Origin of the sequence: Mesorhizobium sp. M7A.F.Ca.MR.362.00.0.0, assembly GCF_004023175.1 — a bacterium.
Lineage (GTDB): Bacteria > Pseudomonadota > Alphaproteobacteria > Rhizobiales > Rhizobiaceae > Mesorhizobium.
Window position 1 is genome coordinate 42,438 of record NZ_RZTF01000006.1, and the last position, 17,500, is coordinate 59,937.

General features: G+C 62.6%; 17 protein-coding genes and 1 pseudogene (1 of these 18 running past the window's edge). 3 read left to right on the forward strand and 15 right to left on the reverse strand.

Going from position 1 to position 17,500, the window contains the following annotated elements:
* The 7 genes from EOC06_RS01795 to EOC06_RS01825 all read right to left on the reverse strand — a co-directional run.
* Positions 1–398, reverse strand: the 5' portion of a protein-coding gene (locus tag EOC06_RS01795) for an SDR family NAD(P)-dependent oxidoreductase (RefSeq protein ID WP_368773580.1). Its footprint begins 397 nt before the window's first position; 398 of the gene's 795 nt are visible here — the first part of the coding sequence; its start codon is at positions 396–398; its stop codon lies off the left edge, out of view.
* Positions 395–1,309 (reverse strand): NAD(P)-dependent oxidoreductase, encoded by a 915-nt coding sequence (locus EOC06_RS01800; RefSeq protein WP_128306935.1) that lies wholly within the window; start codon positions 1,307–1,309, stop codon positions 395–397. Before EOC06_RS01800 ends, EOC06_RS01795 begins: the two co-directional genes overlap by 4 nt.
* Positions 1,299–2,222, reverse strand: a complete 924-nt coding sequence (locus EOC06_RS01805) for an NAD(P)-dependent oxidoreductase (protein ID WP_164898428.1) — start codon at positions 2,220–2,222, stop codon at positions 1,299–1,301. The genes EOC06_RS01800 and EOC06_RS01805 overlap by 11 nt, the downstream gene beginning before the upstream one ends.
* A complete protein-coding gene (locus EOC06_RS01810) occupies positions 2,209–3,093 on the reverse strand; it encodes an amidohydrolase (RefSeq protein WP_128306946.1) in 885 nt (294 codons plus the stop codon). Before EOC06_RS01810 ends, EOC06_RS01805 begins: the two co-directional genes overlap by 14 nt.
* 92 nt (positions 3,094–3,185) lie before the next feature.
* Positions 3,186–4,493 carry a histidinol dehydrogenase gene (hisD, locus tag EOC06_RS01815; RefSeq protein WP_128306937.1) on the reverse strand — a complete coding sequence of 436 codons (1,308 nt, stop codon included), beginning with the start codon at positions 4,491–4,493 and terminating at the stop codon, positions 3,186–3,188.
* Positions 4,490–5,512, reverse strand: a complete 1,023-nt coding sequence (gene mmsB / locus EOC06_RS01820) for a 3-hydroxyisobutyrate dehydrogenase (protein WP_306462312.1) — start codon at positions 5,510–5,512, stop codon at positions 4,490–4,492. The genes hisD and mmsB overlap by 4 nt, the downstream gene beginning before the upstream one ends.
* Positions 5,436–6,947, reverse strand: a complete 1,512-nt coding sequence (locus EOC06_RS01825; protein ID WP_128306938.1) for an aldehyde dehydrogenase family protein — start codon at positions 6,945–6,947, stop codon at positions 5,436–5,438. Before EOC06_RS01825 ends, mmsB begins: the two co-directional genes overlap by 77 nt.
* A gap of 86 nt (positions 6,948–7,033) precedes the next feature.
* Between EOC06_RS01825 and EOC06_RS01830 the strand changes: the two genes are divergently transcribed.
* From EOC06_RS01830 to EOC06_RS01840, 3 genes are all read left to right on the forward strand, one after another.
* Entirely contained in the window at positions 7,034–8,032 is a 999-nt protein-coding gene (locus EOC06_RS01830) for a 4-hydroxythreonine-4-phosphate dehydrogenase PdxA (protein ID WP_128306939.1), read from the forward strand.
* Positions 8,033–8,068: 36 nt separating this feature from the next.
* The gene (locus EOC06_RS01835) at positions 8,069–9,070 is read left to right on the forward strand and encodes a LacI family DNA-binding transcriptional regulator (protein WP_024505477.1); all 1,002 of its coding nucleotides are present in this window, start codon (positions 8,069–8,071) and stop codon (positions 9,068–9,070) included.
* Positions 9,071–9,149: 79 nt separating this feature from the next.
* On the forward strand, positions 9,150–9,917 hold the full coding sequence (locus tag EOC06_RS01840; protein WP_128306940.1) for an SDR family NAD(P)-dependent oxidoreductase: 768 nt from the start codon (positions 9,150–9,152) through the stop codon (positions 9,915–9,917).
* A gap of 148 nt (positions 9,918–10,065) precedes the next feature.
* Here EOC06_RS01840 and EOC06_RS01845 read toward each other — a convergent pair whose 3' ends face one another.
* The 8 genes and pseudogenes from EOC06_RS01845 to EOC06_RS01875 form a co-directional block, all read right to left on the reverse strand.
* Positions 10,066–11,076: an ABC transporter permease gene (locus EOC06_RS01845; protein ID WP_164898429.1), complete on the reverse strand. Its 1,011-nt coding sequence runs from the start codon at positions 11,074–11,076 to the stop codon at positions 10,066–10,068.
* A gap of 24 nt (positions 11,077–11,100) precedes the next feature.
* Entirely contained in the window at positions 11,101–12,084 is a 984-nt protein-coding gene (locus EOC06_RS01850) for an ABC transporter permease (RefSeq protein WP_024504865.1), read from the reverse strand.
* A complete protein-coding gene (locus EOC06_RS01855; protein WP_024504866.1) occupies positions 12,081–13,634 on the reverse strand; it encodes a sugar ABC transporter ATP-binding protein in 1,554 nt (517 codons plus the stop codon). Before EOC06_RS01855 ends, EOC06_RS01850 begins: the two co-directional genes overlap by 4 nt.
* A gap of 84 nt (positions 13,635–13,718) precedes the next feature.
* On the reverse strand, positions 13,719–14,960 hold the full coding sequence (locus EOC06_RS01860; RefSeq protein ID WP_024504867.1) for a sugar ABC transporter substrate-binding protein: 1,242 nt from the start codon (positions 14,958–14,960) through the stop codon (positions 13,719–13,721).
* Positions 14,961–15,386: 426 nt separating this feature from the next.
* Positions 15,387–16,100 carry an HAD-IA family hydrolase gene (locus EOC06_RS01865; protein ID WP_024504868.1) on the reverse strand — a complete coding sequence of 238 codons (714 nt, stop codon included), beginning with the start codon at positions 16,098–16,100 and terminating at the stop codon, positions 15,387–15,389.
* 279 nt (positions 16,101–16,379) lie between these two features.
* Entirely contained in the window at positions 16,380–16,757 is a 378-nt protein-coding gene (locus tag EOC06_RS45070; protein ID WP_368773581.1) for a hypothetical protein, read from the reverse strand.
* On the reverse strand, positions 16,649–17,161 hold the full coding sequence (locus EOC06_RS44970; protein ID WP_245466209.1) for an alcohol dehydrogenase catalytic domain-containing protein: 513 nt from the start codon (positions 17,159–17,161) through the stop codon (positions 16,649–16,651). The genes EOC06_RS45070 and EOC06_RS44970 overlap by 109 nt, the downstream gene beginning before the upstream one ends.
* 145 nt (positions 17,162–17,306) lie before the next feature.
* Positions 17,307–17,500 (reverse strand): annotated as a pseudogene (locus tag EOC06_RS01875) (amino acid ABC transporter ATP-binding protein); the annotation flags it as partial.

Here is a 17,500-nt window from a genome sequence, read left to right on the forward strand (position 1 = left end):
ACGGTAGCCTGGGCCATGTTCAGGCTGCCACGTAGGCTGGAATCGATGACCAGGTCGAAATTCTCCTGGGTGATATCCATCAGCCGGTCTGGTTGGCTGATGCCGGCATTGTTGACCAGGATGTCAACATGTCCGAAGCGGGCCATGACGTCACCAACTGCCTTGCGGCAAAAAGCAGGATCCCGGACATCGCAGACGACGCCGATGTGTTCGGGGCCGATGTCGCGCGCTGCATTCATGGCGGCTTCTTCGTCGAGGTCGAAGATTGCCACACGGCATCCCTGCGCGGCAAACCGCCGGGCCGTGGCCTTGCCAATGCCGCGCGGCGACGCCGCGCCTGTAATGATGGCGGTCTTGTCCTTCAGCATCACGGCGTAGTCCTCCCCATGTTCATTCATTCGGCAGCCTCGGCCGCGTCTTCGATTTCCACGCCCGCCCAACCCTCGATGAGGGCCGCGATGCGCGAGCAATCGGCGTTCGCCATGCCTTGCGTCATGGCGAACTGCCAGAACTGGCGGACGTTGGCCCCGAGCCACATTGGCACGCCCATACGCTCGGCTTCCTGCATGCAAAGCGTCACGTCCTTGTGCATGAGCTCGGTGCGAAAATTCTGGTCGTAGCGGCGTGTCACCACATGCTTTGGATAGGCGATCTCCGACACCCAAGACCGGCCTGAGCCGGCATTGATGATCCGGAACAGATCCTCGGGCTCGATACCGCCCTTTTCGGCGAATGCTAGCGCTTCGCCGACGATCACCATGTTGGTTGCGGTGAGAAGATTATTGGCGAGCTTGAGGATCTGTGCCTTGCCGACGTCCGGGCCGAGATGGACAAAAGTCTTTGCAAATGTCGCCAGGAACGGTCGTGCCCGTTCCAGTGTCTGCTCCGACCCCGACGCCATGACCGCCAGCGTCTCGTTGCGGACGCCGATTGGTCCGCCGCTGACGGGCGCATCCAGCACAGATACGCCGCGTTCCGCCATCGCATCACCGACCTTGCGCGCCATAGTCGGGCCGGTGGTCGAGAGATCGATATAGTGCTTGATGCGTTTGCCTTGGATAAGGCCGGCCTCACCCAGCGCGACGGCCTCGACGATCGGTGCGTTTGGCAGGCTGACGAAGACCGTCTCGACCGCATTGGCGACCGCGGCGGCGCTGTCTTGCCGCTTTGCTCCCTGCGCGACAAGGACGTCGACGGCCGCAGCGTTGGTATCGAAAATGTGGACGTCGAGCTGAGCTGCCAGAGCCTTGCTGACCATGGGCATGCCCATCGCACCGAGACCGATGAATCCGTAAGAATTACTGGGCACGCGCGCTCTCCCCGATCGCTGTAAGATGTGACGGCGCGCCTTCGTAGAGGCGATAGATGCCGGTGCCGTCGATTTCGCCGTGGCCGGCGGTGATAAGCAGACGAAAGAGCTGGGCGGCTTGGCCGGACATTGGGGTTGCCGTGCCCGAACTACGGGCGAGCTCCTGCACCATGTCGAGGTCTTTCAGCAGCTGACGCGCATAGGCCCGCGGCGCGAAATCATGTGCGGCGATACGTGGATAGAGCTGTTGCATCAGAACGCCGTCGGCATGGCCGTATTTCACGCATTCGGGCAGCAGCGCAGCATCCATTCCTGCCGCTTCAGCGAGGCGGACGGCTTCGGCCAGAACAGCATAATTCGTGCCGACCACGAGCTGCGCGATCATCTTGGCAACCGAACCCATGCCTGTCTGTCCGACATGGGTGAACTGCCTGCCGACGTCCTGGATCAAGGAACGGATGCGTGCGATCGCCCAATCCGAGCCGCCGGCCATGATCGTCAGATTGCCTTCGCCTGCCGCCGAGGGACCACCCGAAACCGGAGCGTCGATCCATTCGCATCCCGTGGCCGCTTGGACGCGCGAACCGATGGACCGGCAGAAATCCGGGGACACGGTTGAGAAATCCACCACGATCTGCGGTGGCAGCAGAGCATCCGACAGGCCCGCTTGGCCAAACACCACGGTTTCGACTGCCGCCTGCGACGGCAGGTTGAGGAGCACGAAATCCGCGTCGTCGACACAGTCTTTTGCCGACGCAGCGCCAACTGCACCCGAAGCCATAGCCGCAGCGTGCCGGCCGGCATCCGCGTCGAAGACTCGTAGCTTGTAGCCAAGCCCTGCAAGGCGCGCGGCCATGGGTCCGCCCATCAGGCCGACGCCGATATAGGCAAGGCGCGGCTTACCGGATGTCATAGAATTGGACCGCATTGTCGTGGAACAGGCGCTTTTGCGCTTCGGGTCCGAGATCCGCCGTGATCTCCTTGTAGCCACCAAAGATCTTATCGAGCGTGCCGCACACACTGTCGACCGGGAAATTGCTCCCGAACATGCAGCGATCGACGCCGTAAATCTCGATGATCGACCTCACGATGTCGCGGTTGTTGGCGACCGTCCATGGCTGGCCAGGCAGGCCGATGCCGGAGATCTTCACCGCCACGTTCGGCCGCTTGGCGAATTCGGTCATTGCCGCCTTCCAGCCGGCAATCCCCTCGGCACTGCGATCGGCCGGCAGCCCTGAATGCAGCAGGATGATCTGCGTCTGCGGGAAGCGGTCGGCGAGCGTGCTCGCCTCGTGCAGATGCCACCATGGTGTCTGCAGATCGAACCGCAAACCATAGCTGGACAGCATGGCGAAACCTATGACCCAATGCGGGTCGACCATGCTGCCTGGAGCGGCTGAGCCGGGCTTGGGATTGGATTTCGGCTTGTGACGCAGGCCGCGTACGAAGTCGAAACCGGCCAGCCGCTCCAGCACCCGGGCGCGGTCGTCCCGGTCGAGCCATGCCTGGCCGACAGCGACGTTAGGCCACCCCGTCTCACGACGAAGGGAGGCGATATACTCCATCTCGCCGATTGGATCACTCGGATCCCACTCGGCTTCGATATAGACCGTCTTGACAACGTGGTGGCCGGCAGCGTCCCGCTTGTAGTCGGCCGGCAGATACGGCCGGCATATCGAGGAGTAGTCGCCATAGCGGAATGGGATCAGCGGCCGATCGTTGAGCCACGGATAATAGTTCTGCTCGGGATTCCAGAAGTGGACGTGAGCATCCACCATCGGCATATCAGTCACGTCTGTCTCCTCTCCGTCTCGGGATGACCCGTCTCAGATTGGATGCCAGCTCCTCTTCCGGCATCCGCAGTCGTCGCCGCGATTTATTCAGCGGCGGCCGCATAGGGGACGTTGCGCCCGCCATAGCGACGGACACGAACGTTTGCCTGCTCCGCATGGCCGGCGAACCCTTCAAGTATGCAAAGGCGCGAACAGTATTCGCCGATCATTGCCGAGGCCTCATCGGTCAGGACGCGTTGATAGGTAACGGTCTTCAGGAACTTGCCGACCCAAAGGCCGCCGGTGTAGCGGGCGGCTCCCGCCGTCGGCAGCGTGTGGTTGGTTCCAATCACCTTGTCGCCATAGGCGACATTGGTTCGCGGCCCGAGAAACAGCGCCCCGTAGTTCGTCATCCGCTCGAGGAAGATATCCGGATCGCGTGTCATGACCTGCACATGTTCCGATGCGATGCGGTTTGCTTCACCGACCATTTCGTCCTCTGTCGAACACAGGATCACCTGGCCGTAATCCTCCCATGCGCGACGGGCGACGACGGCAGTCGGCAAGATGGTCAGCAGCCTTTCGACCTCTGCGATCGTGGCTTTGGCGAGGGCCTCTGAATTGGTCAGCAAGACTGCCGGTGAGTTGGGACCATGCTCGGCTTGGCCGAGAAGATCGGTCGCGCATAGCTCGGCGTCGACGCTGTCATCGGCAATGACCAGGGTTTCCGTCGGACCGGCGAAGAGATCGATGCCGACCTGCCCATAGAGCTGGCGCTTGGCTTCCGCCACAAAGGCGTTGCCTGGACCGACCAGCATGGCAACGGACTGGATGCTTTGTGTACCCAGTGCCATGGCGGCTACGGCCTGCACACCGCCGAGACAGTAGATTTCATCCGCGCCTGCCAGGTGCTGGGCCGCAACGATCGCCGCGGCAGGGCGCCCCTCGTAAGGCGGCGCAGCCGTGAAGATGCGCGGCACGCCGGCAACCTTGGCCGTGATGACCGACATATGGGCCGAGGCCAGCAATGGATATTTTCCGCCTGGCACATAGCAGCCGACGGACTGAACGGGGATGTTCTTGTGCCCAAGAACAACGCCCGGCAGGGTTTCGATCTCGATATCGCGCAACGCTTCGCGCTGATGCTGCGCGAAGTTGCGAACCTGTTCCTGCGCGAAGCGGATGTCGCTCAGGTTCTGTTCGGACAGTTCCGCAAGGCAGGCGCGTATTTCCGCATCGGTAAGGCGAAAATCCTTGCGGTCCCATTTGTCGAAGCGGATCGAAAGCTCGCGCACCGCAACATCACCACGCGCACGGACATCTGCGATGATGCCCTCTACAGTGGCTCTGACGGTGGCCTGATCGGCTGCCACGGCGCTCGGATCGCGCCCCTCTTTGAGTTTGCGGATCACTTGGTCGCCCCTTCCGTCGTCCTGCCTTCGAAGTAGCTGTCGAGATCGAGCGCCAGTTTGATGATGCTCGAATAGTCCTCGCCGGCATGTCCATTCTGGCAATGGATGGCGAAGAGCTCTGTTGCCAGATTTCCCATCGCTGCCAGGACTTTCGAGCTGTTCGCCAGTTCCTTGGCGAGCCGCATGTCCTTCAACTGGAAATCCGAGCGGAAACCGCCGGCAAAACCGTTGGCAGAGGGCACATTCTCCATCAGGCCCGGGAATGGGTGATAGCGCTCGAGCGCGTAGTTGTTGCCCGAGGAGTTGCGCATCACATCGCTGAGGATTGCTGGGTCGAGACCATTGGCGACACCGAGTGCCAGCGCCTCGACAGTTCCCGCCATGCATATTCCGGACAGAATGTTGTTGCAGAGCTTCGCCGTGTGGCCCGCTCCCGAAGCCCCGACATGATAGATGCGCTGTCCCATTGCTTCCAGCAGAGGGCGGGCATGCTCGACATCCGTGGCCTCGCCGCCGACCATGAAAGTCAAAGTGCCGGAATGGGCGCGCGGCGTCCCGCCTGAAACCGGTGCATCGATCATGCGCCGGCCGGCGGCGCGGGCGGCAGCGGCGATTTCCACGGTGACGGTCGATGAAATCGTGCTGCTATCCATCAAGAGCGCACCCTTGCGGGATGCCGCGATGACACCCGACGCTCCAAGATAGGCGTCGCGGACATTGTCTCCGGTCGGAAGCATGGTGATAACCACATCGGCCGATGAGGCCGCCTCGGCGGCGGAGGTGGCACGTTTCACGCCCTGCTTCTCAGCCGCGTCCTGTGCGGCCGAAGACGGGTCGAAGCCAATGACTGGAAAGCCAGCTTGGACCAGATTGCGGGTCATTGGTTGACCCATATTGCCAAGTCCAAGGAAAGCGACGGTTTTCACTTGAGCATTCTCCCGGTCAGGCAGCCGACGTGTTGACGATGACGGTCTTCGACCAGGTGAAATGCTGGACCATGCTTGCCAGCGAGAGCTCACGTCCCATGCCGCTCATTTTCGTCCCCCCATATTCGATGTTGGCTTCCGCGACGGCAAACTGGTTGACCTGCACGAAGCCGGCGTCGATGCGCGACACGAAGTCAAACGCCGCCGGGAGGTTTTCCGTGAAAATCGTTGCCGCGAGGCCGTAAGGCGTATCGTTGGCCTCCTGCAGCACGGTCTCGAAATCGGTAAAGCGTGAGACAGTCGCGACCGGCCCGAAGATCTCGTCGCGGCAAACGGGTGAGCTTGCGGGAACGCCCTCGATCAGCGTCGTCGAGTAGTAGTAACCCTTGTCCAGACCTTCGGGACGCTGGCCGCCGCAAAGGATACGGGCGCCGGGCGTCTGCCGCGCCATTTCGATGTAGCGTTCGACACGATCGAACTGCTTGCGCGATACGATACAGCCCACCTGTGTCGCTTCATCCAGCGGGTTTCCAACCCGAAAAGACGTAATGCCGGCCAGGACGCGCTCGATCACCGCATCATAAATGGCGTCGTGGATATAGATCCGCGTACCGGCGGAACACGACTGGCCCTGACGCTGAAGCCGAAGCCCCTGCAGAATGCCACGCGCCGCGCGATCGATATTGGCATCGGCCAGGACGATGTTCGGATTCTTGCCGCCGAGTTCGGCTGTGACTGGAACGATCTTGTCGGCGGCGTAGTGCATGATCATGGCGCCGACCGCGCTCGATCCGGTGAAGCTGATCTTGCGTACAGCCGGATGTTGGCAAAGCAGGCGACCTGCTTCCTCGCCGAGCCCGGTGATTGCGTTCGCGACGCCGGGTGGCAGAACCGCCTGCAGCAGTTCGAACACCCGAAGCACTGCCAAGGGTGCTTGCTCGGCCGGCTTTAGCACGACGGTGTTGCCCGCGGCGAGTGCCGGGGCGATCTTGCTGGCAAGCTGCATCAGCGGTGCATTCCACGGAATGATCGCGCCAACGACACCAAGCGCCTCGCGTCGCGTATAGAGCAGCCGGCCAGGATCGGGCGGATAGGTCTGGCCGTTGATCTCGCCAGCCAGGCCACCGAAATAACGCAGGATGTCGACCATGGTGCCGGCTTCATTGCGCGATTGGGTTGGAAGTGCGTTACCAGTCTCCAGCGACGAGAGCCGGGCAATGTCTTCACGGAAGCCGTCGAGATGATCGGCTGCCCGCATGAGCAGGGCGCCGCGCTCTCTCGCCGGCGTTGCCGACCAAGACCGGAACGCAAGGGAAGCCGCATCCACCGCAGAATTGACATCCTCTATGCCGCAGCGTGGCGCGGAGCCGATGATCTCTTCGGTGGCGGGGTTCTCGATATCGAATTGCGCGGTTGTGAGCGCTTTTCTCAAGCCGCCGCCGCAGACGATCTGGCCCGAAAGTCGTCTCGCTTCCGTGGTTTGCGCGCCGATGCGCGCTTCAAGGGAGTCTATTGCAAAGGCGTTCATACGAAATGGCTTCTGTCGTTTTTGATTGAGCATACGTATGCACTCTGTTAGACATTTGAAATGAGTTTGTCAAACAGGAGTGAGAAATGTCTGTGACAACAATCGGCCTCGTCGCTGGAGACCCATCCGGTGTCGGTCCGGAACTTTGTGCCAAATTGGTCAATGCAAAAGGGCGCCAGAGTGACCGTCGCGTTGCCGTCTTTTGTGGGAAAGGGAGCTTTCGCGACGGAATGCGAATCGCTGGTCTCTATGCTGAAATCCCGGTCGTCGATAGCGTCTCATCGATTCCGGAGCGTGGCGGCGTGGCGCTGATTTCAGGGCTGGATCGAGACGGCTACAAACCCGGTGTGGCGAGCGCGGAGGGCGGAACTGCCACGCTCGCGGCGCTGGAGAGTGCAGCGGACGCGGCCGGGGCAGGGCAGCTCGATGCGATTGTCTATGGTCCGCTCAACAAACAGGCGATGTGGCTGGCCGGTCACAAGGCGATCGACGAACTGCATTTTTTCTCAAGTCGCCTCGGGGTTACCGGCTTCTGTTGCGAAATGAATAACCAGGGGGCTCTCTGGACGGCCCGCGTAACCTCGCATATCCCGCTTCGCGCCGTGGCCGACAACATCTCCGTGGAGTCCATCATTGCGGCCACGGTGGCCGGCGCCAAGGCGGTCGAATCATCAAGCGGCAAACGTGCGAGAATAGCCGTTGCCGGCCTTAACCCGCATTTGGGAGAAGGCGGCGCAATGGGCACTGAGGAGATCGAGATTATCCTCCCCGCTATCGAAAGGCTAAAGGAGCTTGGATACGATGTCGCCGGCCTCTATCCGGCCGATACCGTCTTTCTGCGTGTGGGGCCGGAGAAGCTCGACTTGATCATCACCATGTTCCACGATCAGGGCCAGATCGCGCTGAAGACACTCGGTTTCGCCAACACCTCGACCGTTCTTGGCGGATTGCCGCTGCCAATCGTTACCGCCTCGCAAGGAACAGCCTACGACATTGTCGGCCAAAATCGCGCCGACCCCGCCGGCCTGACAGCAGCGTTTGATCTCGCGCATCGTCTTGCTATTGCTGCGCGCAAGGCAGCATAACAGGCGCAAAAGCTGATTTGCGCAAGGATTCAATGCATGAGACGGTCAACTTCGGTGGATGTCGCGCGGGAGGCTGGCGTATCGCAATCGACAGTGTCTCGCGCACTCGCCGGCGACGGGAGGATTTCAGAGGAGACAAAGAAAAAGATTCGCAAGACGGCGGAGCGCTTGGGCTATACGCCAAATGGGATCGCGCGAAGCCTGCAGACGAAGAAGACGAATATGGTTGGCCTGATCATGGCCGATATCCTCAATCCGTTCTACCCGGCCGTCCTGGAAATCTACACCCAGAAGCTCAACGCCATGGGCAAGCAGCTCCTGTTGCTTTCCGTGCCCAAGGGTTTCGAAGTCGATGACGTGCTGCCATCGATGCTTCAGTACGAGATCGACGGTTTGATCGTCACGTCAGCTGTGTTGTCGTCGCGAATGCGCGACATCCTGCACAACAGGAACACCCGGGTGGTTCTGTTCAACCGCTCCGTCGACGACTTTTCGATCAATTCAGTGTGCTGCGAGAACAGGTCCGCTTCTATGGAAGTTGCCGCCCTTCTTGTTGCCGCAGGGCATAGGCGTATAGCCCTTATAGGGGGCCGCCCTGATACGTCGACCCACCGTGAACGTAGCGCCGGCTTTCAGGATGAATTGCGCCGCCATGGAGTCCAAATCATTGGCGAGCAATTCGGCGAAAACACCTATGGCGGGGGTTACAGGGCAGCGATCAATCTGCTGTCCGGCCCGACTCCCCCGGACGCCATCTTCTGTATCGCCGATGTCATGGCGCTTGGCGCGTTGGATGCCGCGCGCTTCGGGCTTGGGTTGAAAGTTCCGCGCGATGTTTCCATCGTGGGCTTCGATGACATTCCCTCGGCCGCCTGGCCGGCATACGACCTCACCACCTTCCGCCAGCCGATCGAGGCGATGGTGGGGCGGTCGCTCTCCCTGCTGTTTGATCCGGCAGACTTTCCACCAGCGGCTATTCGCATACCCGGCGAACTGATCATTCGCGGCTCTACCAACATTGGTCCTGCAACCGCCTGAACTGATCAACGCCAGGATACTAATTTAGCAAATGCGTGCGCATACGTATTCCCAATTTCAAACAAATGGAGAGAGATTTATGGAGGAAAATCAAGTCGCGCCAAATTTCAGGCTGGACGGAAAACGAGCGCTCATTACGGGAGCTGGGCGGGGGCTGGGACTGGCCGCCGCCCATGCGCTCGCCCACTTTGGTGCCGAGGTTGTTCTGGCCGCCCGCACATTGAGCGAGGTGGAGGCTGCCGCGGCCAATATCACTCGCGCGGGCGGACGAGCCGAAGCCATCGCTCTCGATATCCGGGACGTTTCGGCAGTGAGTGAAGCTGTTTCACACAGCCCGGCATTTCATGTGCTGGTCAACAATGCCGGGATGAACCGCACCAACCCATTTCTTGATGTAACGCAGGCCGATTTCGATGATATCATGGGCCTCAATCTGCGTGCTTCTTTCTTTGTTGCGCAGATCGTCGCGCGACGCATGGTAGAGCAAGGCGTGAGTGGCAGCATCATAAACATGTCGTCGCAGATGGGCCATGTCGGTGCCGCGACGCGCAGCGTCTACTGCGCCTCTAAATGGGCGATGGAGGGGATGACCAAGGCTACGGCAATAGATCTGGCTCCATACAAGATCCGTGTCAACACCGTCTGCCCGACGTTTGTCGAAACGCCGCTCGCTCAGAATTTTCTCAAGAATGAGGCCTTCAGGGCGGAGGTGCTGTCCAAGATAAAGCTTGGCCGCATCGGTCATGTCGACGACATAACCGGGGCGGTTGTCTTCCTGGCGTCCGATGCATCCTCTCTCATGACGGGATCGTCCATGATCATCGACGGCGGTTGGACTGCGGACTAAGAACCTGCTGGAGGGTCGCATGATCTGGATGCCGGACAGGCGAACCCCGGAATGAGAGCGCGATTTCAGGAACGGCGCTCGTAAGCCTTCGTGCCCGAGGTTTGGCGGGCGGTGTTCTGATCGGATCGGCGGCGAGCCGGGCGCGCCATCAGCGTCGCGAAAAGCCGTCGAGCATCACTGCGAAGATGATGATGGCCCCTTTCAGGATCGCCTGTTGGGCGGGTCCGACGCCAGTGATGCTCAACCCATTGTCGACGACGCCGATGATCAGCGTACCGAGCAGCACGCCGACGATGCTGCCCTTGCCGCCCGACAGGCTGACGCCGCCGATGGCAACCGCGGCGATCGTCGATAGTTCGAGGCCGGTCGTCTGCGCCATCGTGGCGCTCATGTAGCGCGACATGCTGATTACGGCGCCGATCGCATAGAAGCTGCCGGCAATGGCGAACACGATGATGCGCACGCGCACCACGCGCACGCCGCTGATGAAGGCCGATCGGGAATTGCCGCCAACGGCGTAGATTTCGGCCCCGAAAGCGGTCCGGTGCAGGACGAAATAGCTGAGCGCCACGATCGCGAAGAACAGGATGACCGGGTTGGGCACGTAGAGCAGGCTGCCCTGGCCGATGAAGGCAATGCTCGAGGGGATGCTGTCGACGAAGCCACTGCCGGTCACCTGATAGGCGAGCCCGACGCCGATTTGCCAGACGCCAAGCGTCACAATCAGGGATGGCAACCGCAGCCGTGCCACGAGGAAACCGTTGGCGGTGCCGAACGCGACGCCAACGAAGAGCATCACCGGGATGGCGAGAAGCGGAGAGATCGCGACGCCGAGAAGGCTGAATTGCGGGTTGGTGGTGACGAGGCTGCCGCCGACCATCAGCGTCACCGCCACGATGCCGCTCACCGAGAGATCGAGGCCTACCGTGAGCACCACGAACGCCTGCCCGCAGGCGGCAATGCCTCGGATGGATGACTGGATCAGCACGTTCGCGAGGTTTTCGGTGCCGATTGTGGCGCCGCGCGTGACGATTGCGAACCCCGCGATCAAGGCGGCGAGGATGAGCAGGCGCACGAAGTCGTCGCTGGTCAGTACGCCGACGCCAAAGCCTCGGCGGCCCGGCCCGGTATTCGCTTCCCGAAGTTGGTCGACGATCACTCTGGTTGCCTCCGCAATTGCATGTCAGGCCGTGATGCGGGTTGGCCGCTCGCGGCGGCGGAAGAATTCGATCGACACCGCCAGGATGATGACCGCACCCTTGACCGTGTTCTGGACGTCGGTGCTGGCGCCCATGGCGCCGAGGCCGCTGTCGATGACGGCGAGGATCAGTGTCCCTAACAACACGCCGAGCACGGTGCCGCGGCCGCCATAGATGCTGACGCCGCCGATCGCGACAGCGGCGATGCTGTCGAGCTGCAGCCCGCTCAGCGTCCTGATCGAGACCGACATCATCCGCGATTCGATCGACAGGGCGGCGAGTGCGACCATCAGTCCCGAGATCACGAAGACGAGGAACTGCACGCGCCGGACCTTGATGCCGGAGAGATACGCGCTGGCGGAATTGCCGCCGACGGCATAGACGGCCCGGCCGAAGGACGTGTGGCTGAGCACGAAATGCGCCAGCGCGAAGAGCAGGAGCATCTCAATGACCGGCACGGGCACGCCCCGGATCGAGCCCTGTCCCAGCATGCTAAGGCTCGAAGGCAGATCGGTGATCGTGTAGCCGCCGCCGACGAGTTGGGCGAGACCCAGGCCGATCTGCCACATGCCGAGCGTCGCGATCAGCGCGGGCACGCGCAGCCGCGCGACCAGCAGGCCGTTGACGGCGCCCATCACGATGCCGACGAGCAGGATAATCGCGATACCGACGGGAACTGGCCAAGGATCGCCGCCGACCATGTTGAGGTCGAAGCGGCTGGTCAGCGTGGAAGCGCCAAGTACGCTTGCGAAGACGCCGATGCCGTAGAGCGACACGTCGATGCCTCCCGTCAGGATGACAAAGGTCTGGCCGATAGCGGCTATGCCGATGATGGAGCTCTGCAGCAGGATGTTGGACAGCCCGCGCGCACTGTAGGTAACGCCTCCGGTTAAGAGGCCGAACACGACGATCAGCGCCACGAGCATGAGCGCGCGCAGCACGTTGTCGTTGCGCAGGAAGCTCTTCATCCGTGCGCCTCCGGCACGCCAGCGATATCGGCGCCCTTGTCGCCGCGCACGAGCACCATTTCGAGCAAGTCGCGCTCGCTGACCCGATCGGGCGCGACTTCGCGTGTGATCCGGCCCTGCGCCATGATCAGGATGCGGTCCGACGCCACCATGATCTCGCGCATGTCGGATGACAGCAGCAAAACGCCGACGCCCCGCTCCCGCGCCTGACTGCGGATGACGTCGTAGATCTCCTGGCGGGCGCCGACGTCGATACCCCGGGTCGGCTCGTCGAGAATGAGGAGCTTCGAACCGGCGGCGATCCACTTGCCGATGACCACCTTCTGCTGGTTGCCGCCGCTGAGCAGTCGCACGAGCTTGCCCGGTTCGCGCGGCCGCAGCCCCACATCGTCCATCACTCGGGCCACCAGGCCGCGCACCCGGCGGCCGACGAGCACGCCCGCAGTCGTCACTCGGCTCAGTGCCGGCAGCACGATGTTGAAGCCGACCGAGTGCTCCTGGACGATGCCTTCGGCCTGGCGATCCTCGCTGACGAAGCCGATGCCGAGCCGGCGCGCCTTGCTCGGCGTCATCGTGGCGACGTTCACCGCCACGCCATCGAAGTGAAGGCCGCCCTTTACACGGGTTCCGTCCGGCAGCGCACCGACGATGGCGCGCGCGAGTTCGCTCTTGCCCGCGCCGATCACGCCGGCGATGCCGACGATGGTGCCCTTCGCGATGGTCAGGTCGATTCCTTCGAACAGGCCGTCGGCGGAAAATCCGGAGAGTTCGAGGAGCCTGCCGGCGCCCGGTCCGGCCGCCTGCCGCAACGTTGATGTGCTGTCAACCGGCTTGCCGGTCATGCGCTCGACCAGCGTCGCCATGTCGATTTCGGCGATGCCGCAGCTCTTGACGACGGCGCCGTCGCGCAGGATCGTCACCCGGTCGGCGAGCGCGAAGACTTCTTCGAGTTTGTGCGAGATGTAGACGATGGCGACGCCGCGCTGCTTGAGCACCCTGACGAGGCCATAGAGATTGTCGATCTCGACGCGCGACAAGGCGGAGGACGGCTCATCCATGATGAAGACGGCCGGATCGTAGGAGAGGGCGCGCGCGATCTCCACTTCCTGCTGGTCGGCCACCTTCAGGTCGCCAACCGTGGCATCGGGCGACACTCTGCTGCCCAGCCGCTGCAGGATCTGTGCGGCCTCTTGGCGCGCCTTGGGCCAGTCGACCTTGCCCCAGCGGGCGGGCAGGCGGCCGAGAAGGATATTCTCGGTGACGCTCAGATACTGGACCAGGCCGAACTCCTGATAGACCATCGAGACGCCGTTGCGCTGCGCCTCGGATGGATTGGAAAACTGGGCCTGCTTGCCGCGCACCGTGTATTCGCCGCTGTCGGGCCGCAGCACGCCCATGAGGATCTTCATCAATGAGCTTTTGCCGGCGCCGTTCTCGCCGAGAAGGGCGTGGACCTCGCCGGCGCGCAATTCGAGCGCCACGTCCCTCAGAATCTTGATGCTCCCGAAGGACTTGGTGATGCCCACCATGCTCAGGACGATGTCACCCACGCGTGTCTCACCTGTTCCCTGGATACCGCCCGGCGTCTGTCGCGCGGTGGAATTGCAGCCACCCGCGCGACGAACGGATGCGCCTCAATAGCCGAGGAGGCTCTTGCGGTCGGCGAGCGTCGGGACGGGGAGGCCGATCTCCTTGGTGTCGAGGACTGGCCAGTAGTTCCACTTCCCGAGCGGCATGTCGGTGAAGGCGACGGTTCCGCCCCACATATGCGCTGCATCCGTGTCGATCGTCGCACCCGTCAGGAGCGGCATCGGCAGCAATACCCGGCGCGGCAGCTTGACCGTTCCGGAATTGGCATCGCCGTCGCCCAACGGCTGCTTGAGCACGGTGTGCCAGAGGAACTGCTTCACGACGACATCGATCTGGTGCCACGGGTTGTTCGACACCGTGAAGTCGAAGGTGCCGTCGCGCAAAGGTGCCAGCATCGCCTTGTCGATATCCTGGAGGATGACGACGACGTGGTTCGGATCGCCGGCGGGCGCCAGACGGTCGACGGAGCGCAGGCCCTCTGTGATGGCGCCGGCATCGCCGAACTGGGGATAGATGGCCTTGATGTCGGGATAGCGGGCAAAGGCATCCTGGATAGCCTTGATCACCGACTCCGGCTGGCCGGACGTGTCGACCGATTCGACGATCTCGACGGCGGGATCTCCCGCCAGCCCCAGACCGACGCCGTGGTGACGGGCCTGGCAGATCGGCAGGGCGCGTGCGCCCCAGATCTCCAGCACGCGATAAGGCTTCTCGGCGGTAGCGCCCGCCGTTTTGGCGAGTTCGGAGAATTTCACGCCGATCTGGCCGTTGCCTTCCATCGTGTCGGCATCATAGCCGGCAAAGCCGGTGAGCTTGTCGGTGTTGGCCGGAAGCACCCAGTTGTAGACGTCGATCCCGGATGCGATGGCCTTGTCGATGGTGGTGGCCATGGAGGTCGGGTCGATGGGATGCAGCACGATCGCGTCGTAGGCGTGCGTGGCGATGGCGTCTTCCATCAGGCGCGTCTGCGTCGGCACGTCGAATTCGGCCGAGCTCGTGGTGAAGGTCGCGCCGGCTTCCTCGAGCTGGGTCTGCAGGAGATGCTGCGCGATGACCTGGTAGTCGTCGCCCATCCACACCGGCAAATAGAGCACCTTGTAGGGCGACCCGTCCTGCTTGACGGCGATCCCCTTGTAAGGCTGCCACTGGACACGGCTCGGATCTATGAGACCCTTGATCTTGCCCCAGTCGGCCTCGGGTATGAAGTCCGGTCGCGCGGCTTCCTGGGCCGTCGCGGCAAATGCCAGGGACAGCGAGAATAAAGCTGCCGCTATATATTTCTTCATTGAATTCCTCCTCCAAACTCTTCCTGCCATTCGCGAATGCGGTACCTGGGGTACCGGCATTGCCTCCCTGCTGCGAAAGAAGACCTCCAATTCGTTTGCTGAAGCTATTCGGTGATAGGGGTGATGAATTATAGAAGCATGCAGCCGAACAAATATTGCCTGGAAGCACTGTCCTAAGGCAAATCCCCAACCGAAGTCCTAGCCGCCCCGGCAAGAGGGCTCAAATCGTTGTTCACCATGTCGGCATCGCGAACGGCGAGGAAACGGTGATATTCGGGTGGAGGGATGGCCGCGCTTTGTCGTCACCACGCCCTGCCTTCGCAATCGGGACAGTGTTCTTCGACAAGCTCAGGATGAGGTAGGAAGCGGGCGAGCCTAGGACGACCGAGAAGGAGAATGCCGGCGCCAATGGCGCGACCGCCACCGTCAGGTGTCGAGCTTGGTGGCCATGTCCTCGATGTCGTCGGCGATGACATCCCAATCCGCCTCGGCGGCAAGGTCGATCGCCTGGTTGGGGCCGAATTCGGTGGGACGCAGGAAGAAGCCGGTCATCAAACCGTACTTGCGCGCGTTGGCGAGGTCGCCATTGTGCGCCGACGCCAGCATGACCTCGCCCGGTTCGAGATTGAGCAGCCGGGCGCTGCCCAGGTAGGTGTCGGGATGCGGCTTGAAGCGTGAGAACATGTCGGAGCCGAAGACCACGTCCCACGGCAGGTTCGCGCCCTTGGCCATGTCGACCAGCAGGCGCACGTTGCCGTTCGAAAGCGAGCCGACGATGTATTTGGTCTTCAGCCGCGTCAGGCCCGCCACGGCATCCGGCCAGGCCTTGACGCGATGCCAGCCGAGGTTGATGTCGCGCAGGTCGTCCTCTCTGAAGCCGGTGACGCCAACATCGCGCATGGCCTCGTCGAGCAGTTCGCGATGCAGGTCGTCGAGGAGGCCGTAGTCCCGCGTGCCCGTGGTTACTTCATCGAGCATCCGGTGATAGCCGTGGCGCCATGCGTCGGCGACGGCGGCCCAGTCGCCGTTGACGCCGCGCTTGCCACCGAGTTCCTTCATTTCGGCGACCAGGCTGCCGCGCCAGTCCACCACGGATCCGAATGTGTCGAAGACGATGGCTACGGGTTTCTTGCTGGACATGGCGGTCTTCTCTTCGAATTTGGAAAAGGGGAGCACCGGCGGGTTTCGCGGTGCGTGCTATGAGGCGCATCGTATCGAGGGTCTTCCTCCCATCGAAACTAACGGAGAGCCCGGCCAAGGAAAGTATCCGTTGGGCACCCCCCACCTCGCGGAACGTGGCGGCAGCCTGCGTCGCGCGGCGGAAGGCGATCGCCGCGCGACGACTGCGTTCAGGCGAAGGCGATCTGTACCTTGATCGCCCGGCTCTTGTCGCCTGCCAGCAGGAAGGCGTCATTGGCATCAGTGACCGGCATGGTCGCGCTGAGCAGCGGCGCCACGTCGATCCGGCCCGAACCAATGAGCTTGGCGGCGAGAAAACGCGCCTGCGAAGCGGAAGCTGCCGCGCAGCACCAGTTCCTTGCCGACGATGGTCGAGATCGGCAGTTCGGGGACGGCGCCCTGGCCGACGAGCACGATGGTGCTGCGCGGCTGTGTCGCGCGCAGTGCCCGGGCGATGGTCGCGACTGGCCGGCGACCTCGAAGACGACGTCGAATAGCCCTTGTTGGACTCATAGCCGGCCAGCGCATCCGGCCCGACCGCCCGACGTTGACCGTATGGTCGGCGCCGAGCGAAGGGGCGAGGGCGAGCGGCTTGTCGAGGATGTCGGTGACCACCACTTCGCGCGCGCCAGTCGCGCCGAAAGCAGGAGGAGGAGGCCGATCGCGGCGTCGACGCCGGCAGCCATGGCGACGGCGTTGGCGGCGTCGCAGACGATGTAGTCGGCAAACCCGCCCTGCACGAGCGGCGTGCGCATCGCGCTGCCGAGGAAGCACATGTCGGAACAGTGGATCGGCTGGCCGCTGCGGCAGAAGCCGCAAGGGCCGCAGGGCGACGACGGACTGACGGCGACCATCGCGCCCAACTGCACGCCCACGACACCGGCGCCGAGCGCCGCGACATGCCCGGAAATCTCGTGATCGAGGATCATCGGCTCGCGCACTCGGACCGGCCCGAAGCCGCCATGGTTGTAACAATGCAGGTCGGAGCCGCAGATGCCGCCATTGGCGATCCGCACCAGCACCTGTTAGGGGCCAGGTTCGGGCCTGGCCCTTTCCTCGACGCGCAGGTCTTCTCTCGGCATGCAGAACCACGGCGCGCATGATGTTCAAATCCTCGTATCCGGCAGCATCTGCCGTCGCCGCTTCAGTACAGGGCGCACGCCATGTTCAATGGCTGATCTGGCTGAGGAACGCCTTGCTGCGGGCTTCCCTCGGATTGTCGAAGAAGGTGCCCGGCTCGCCCATCTCGACGATCTCGCCCTGGTCCATGAAGATGACGCGGTCGGCGACCTGGCGGGCGAACCCCATCTCGTGGGTGACGCAGAGCATGGTCATGCCTTCGTTGGCCAGTTCGATCATGG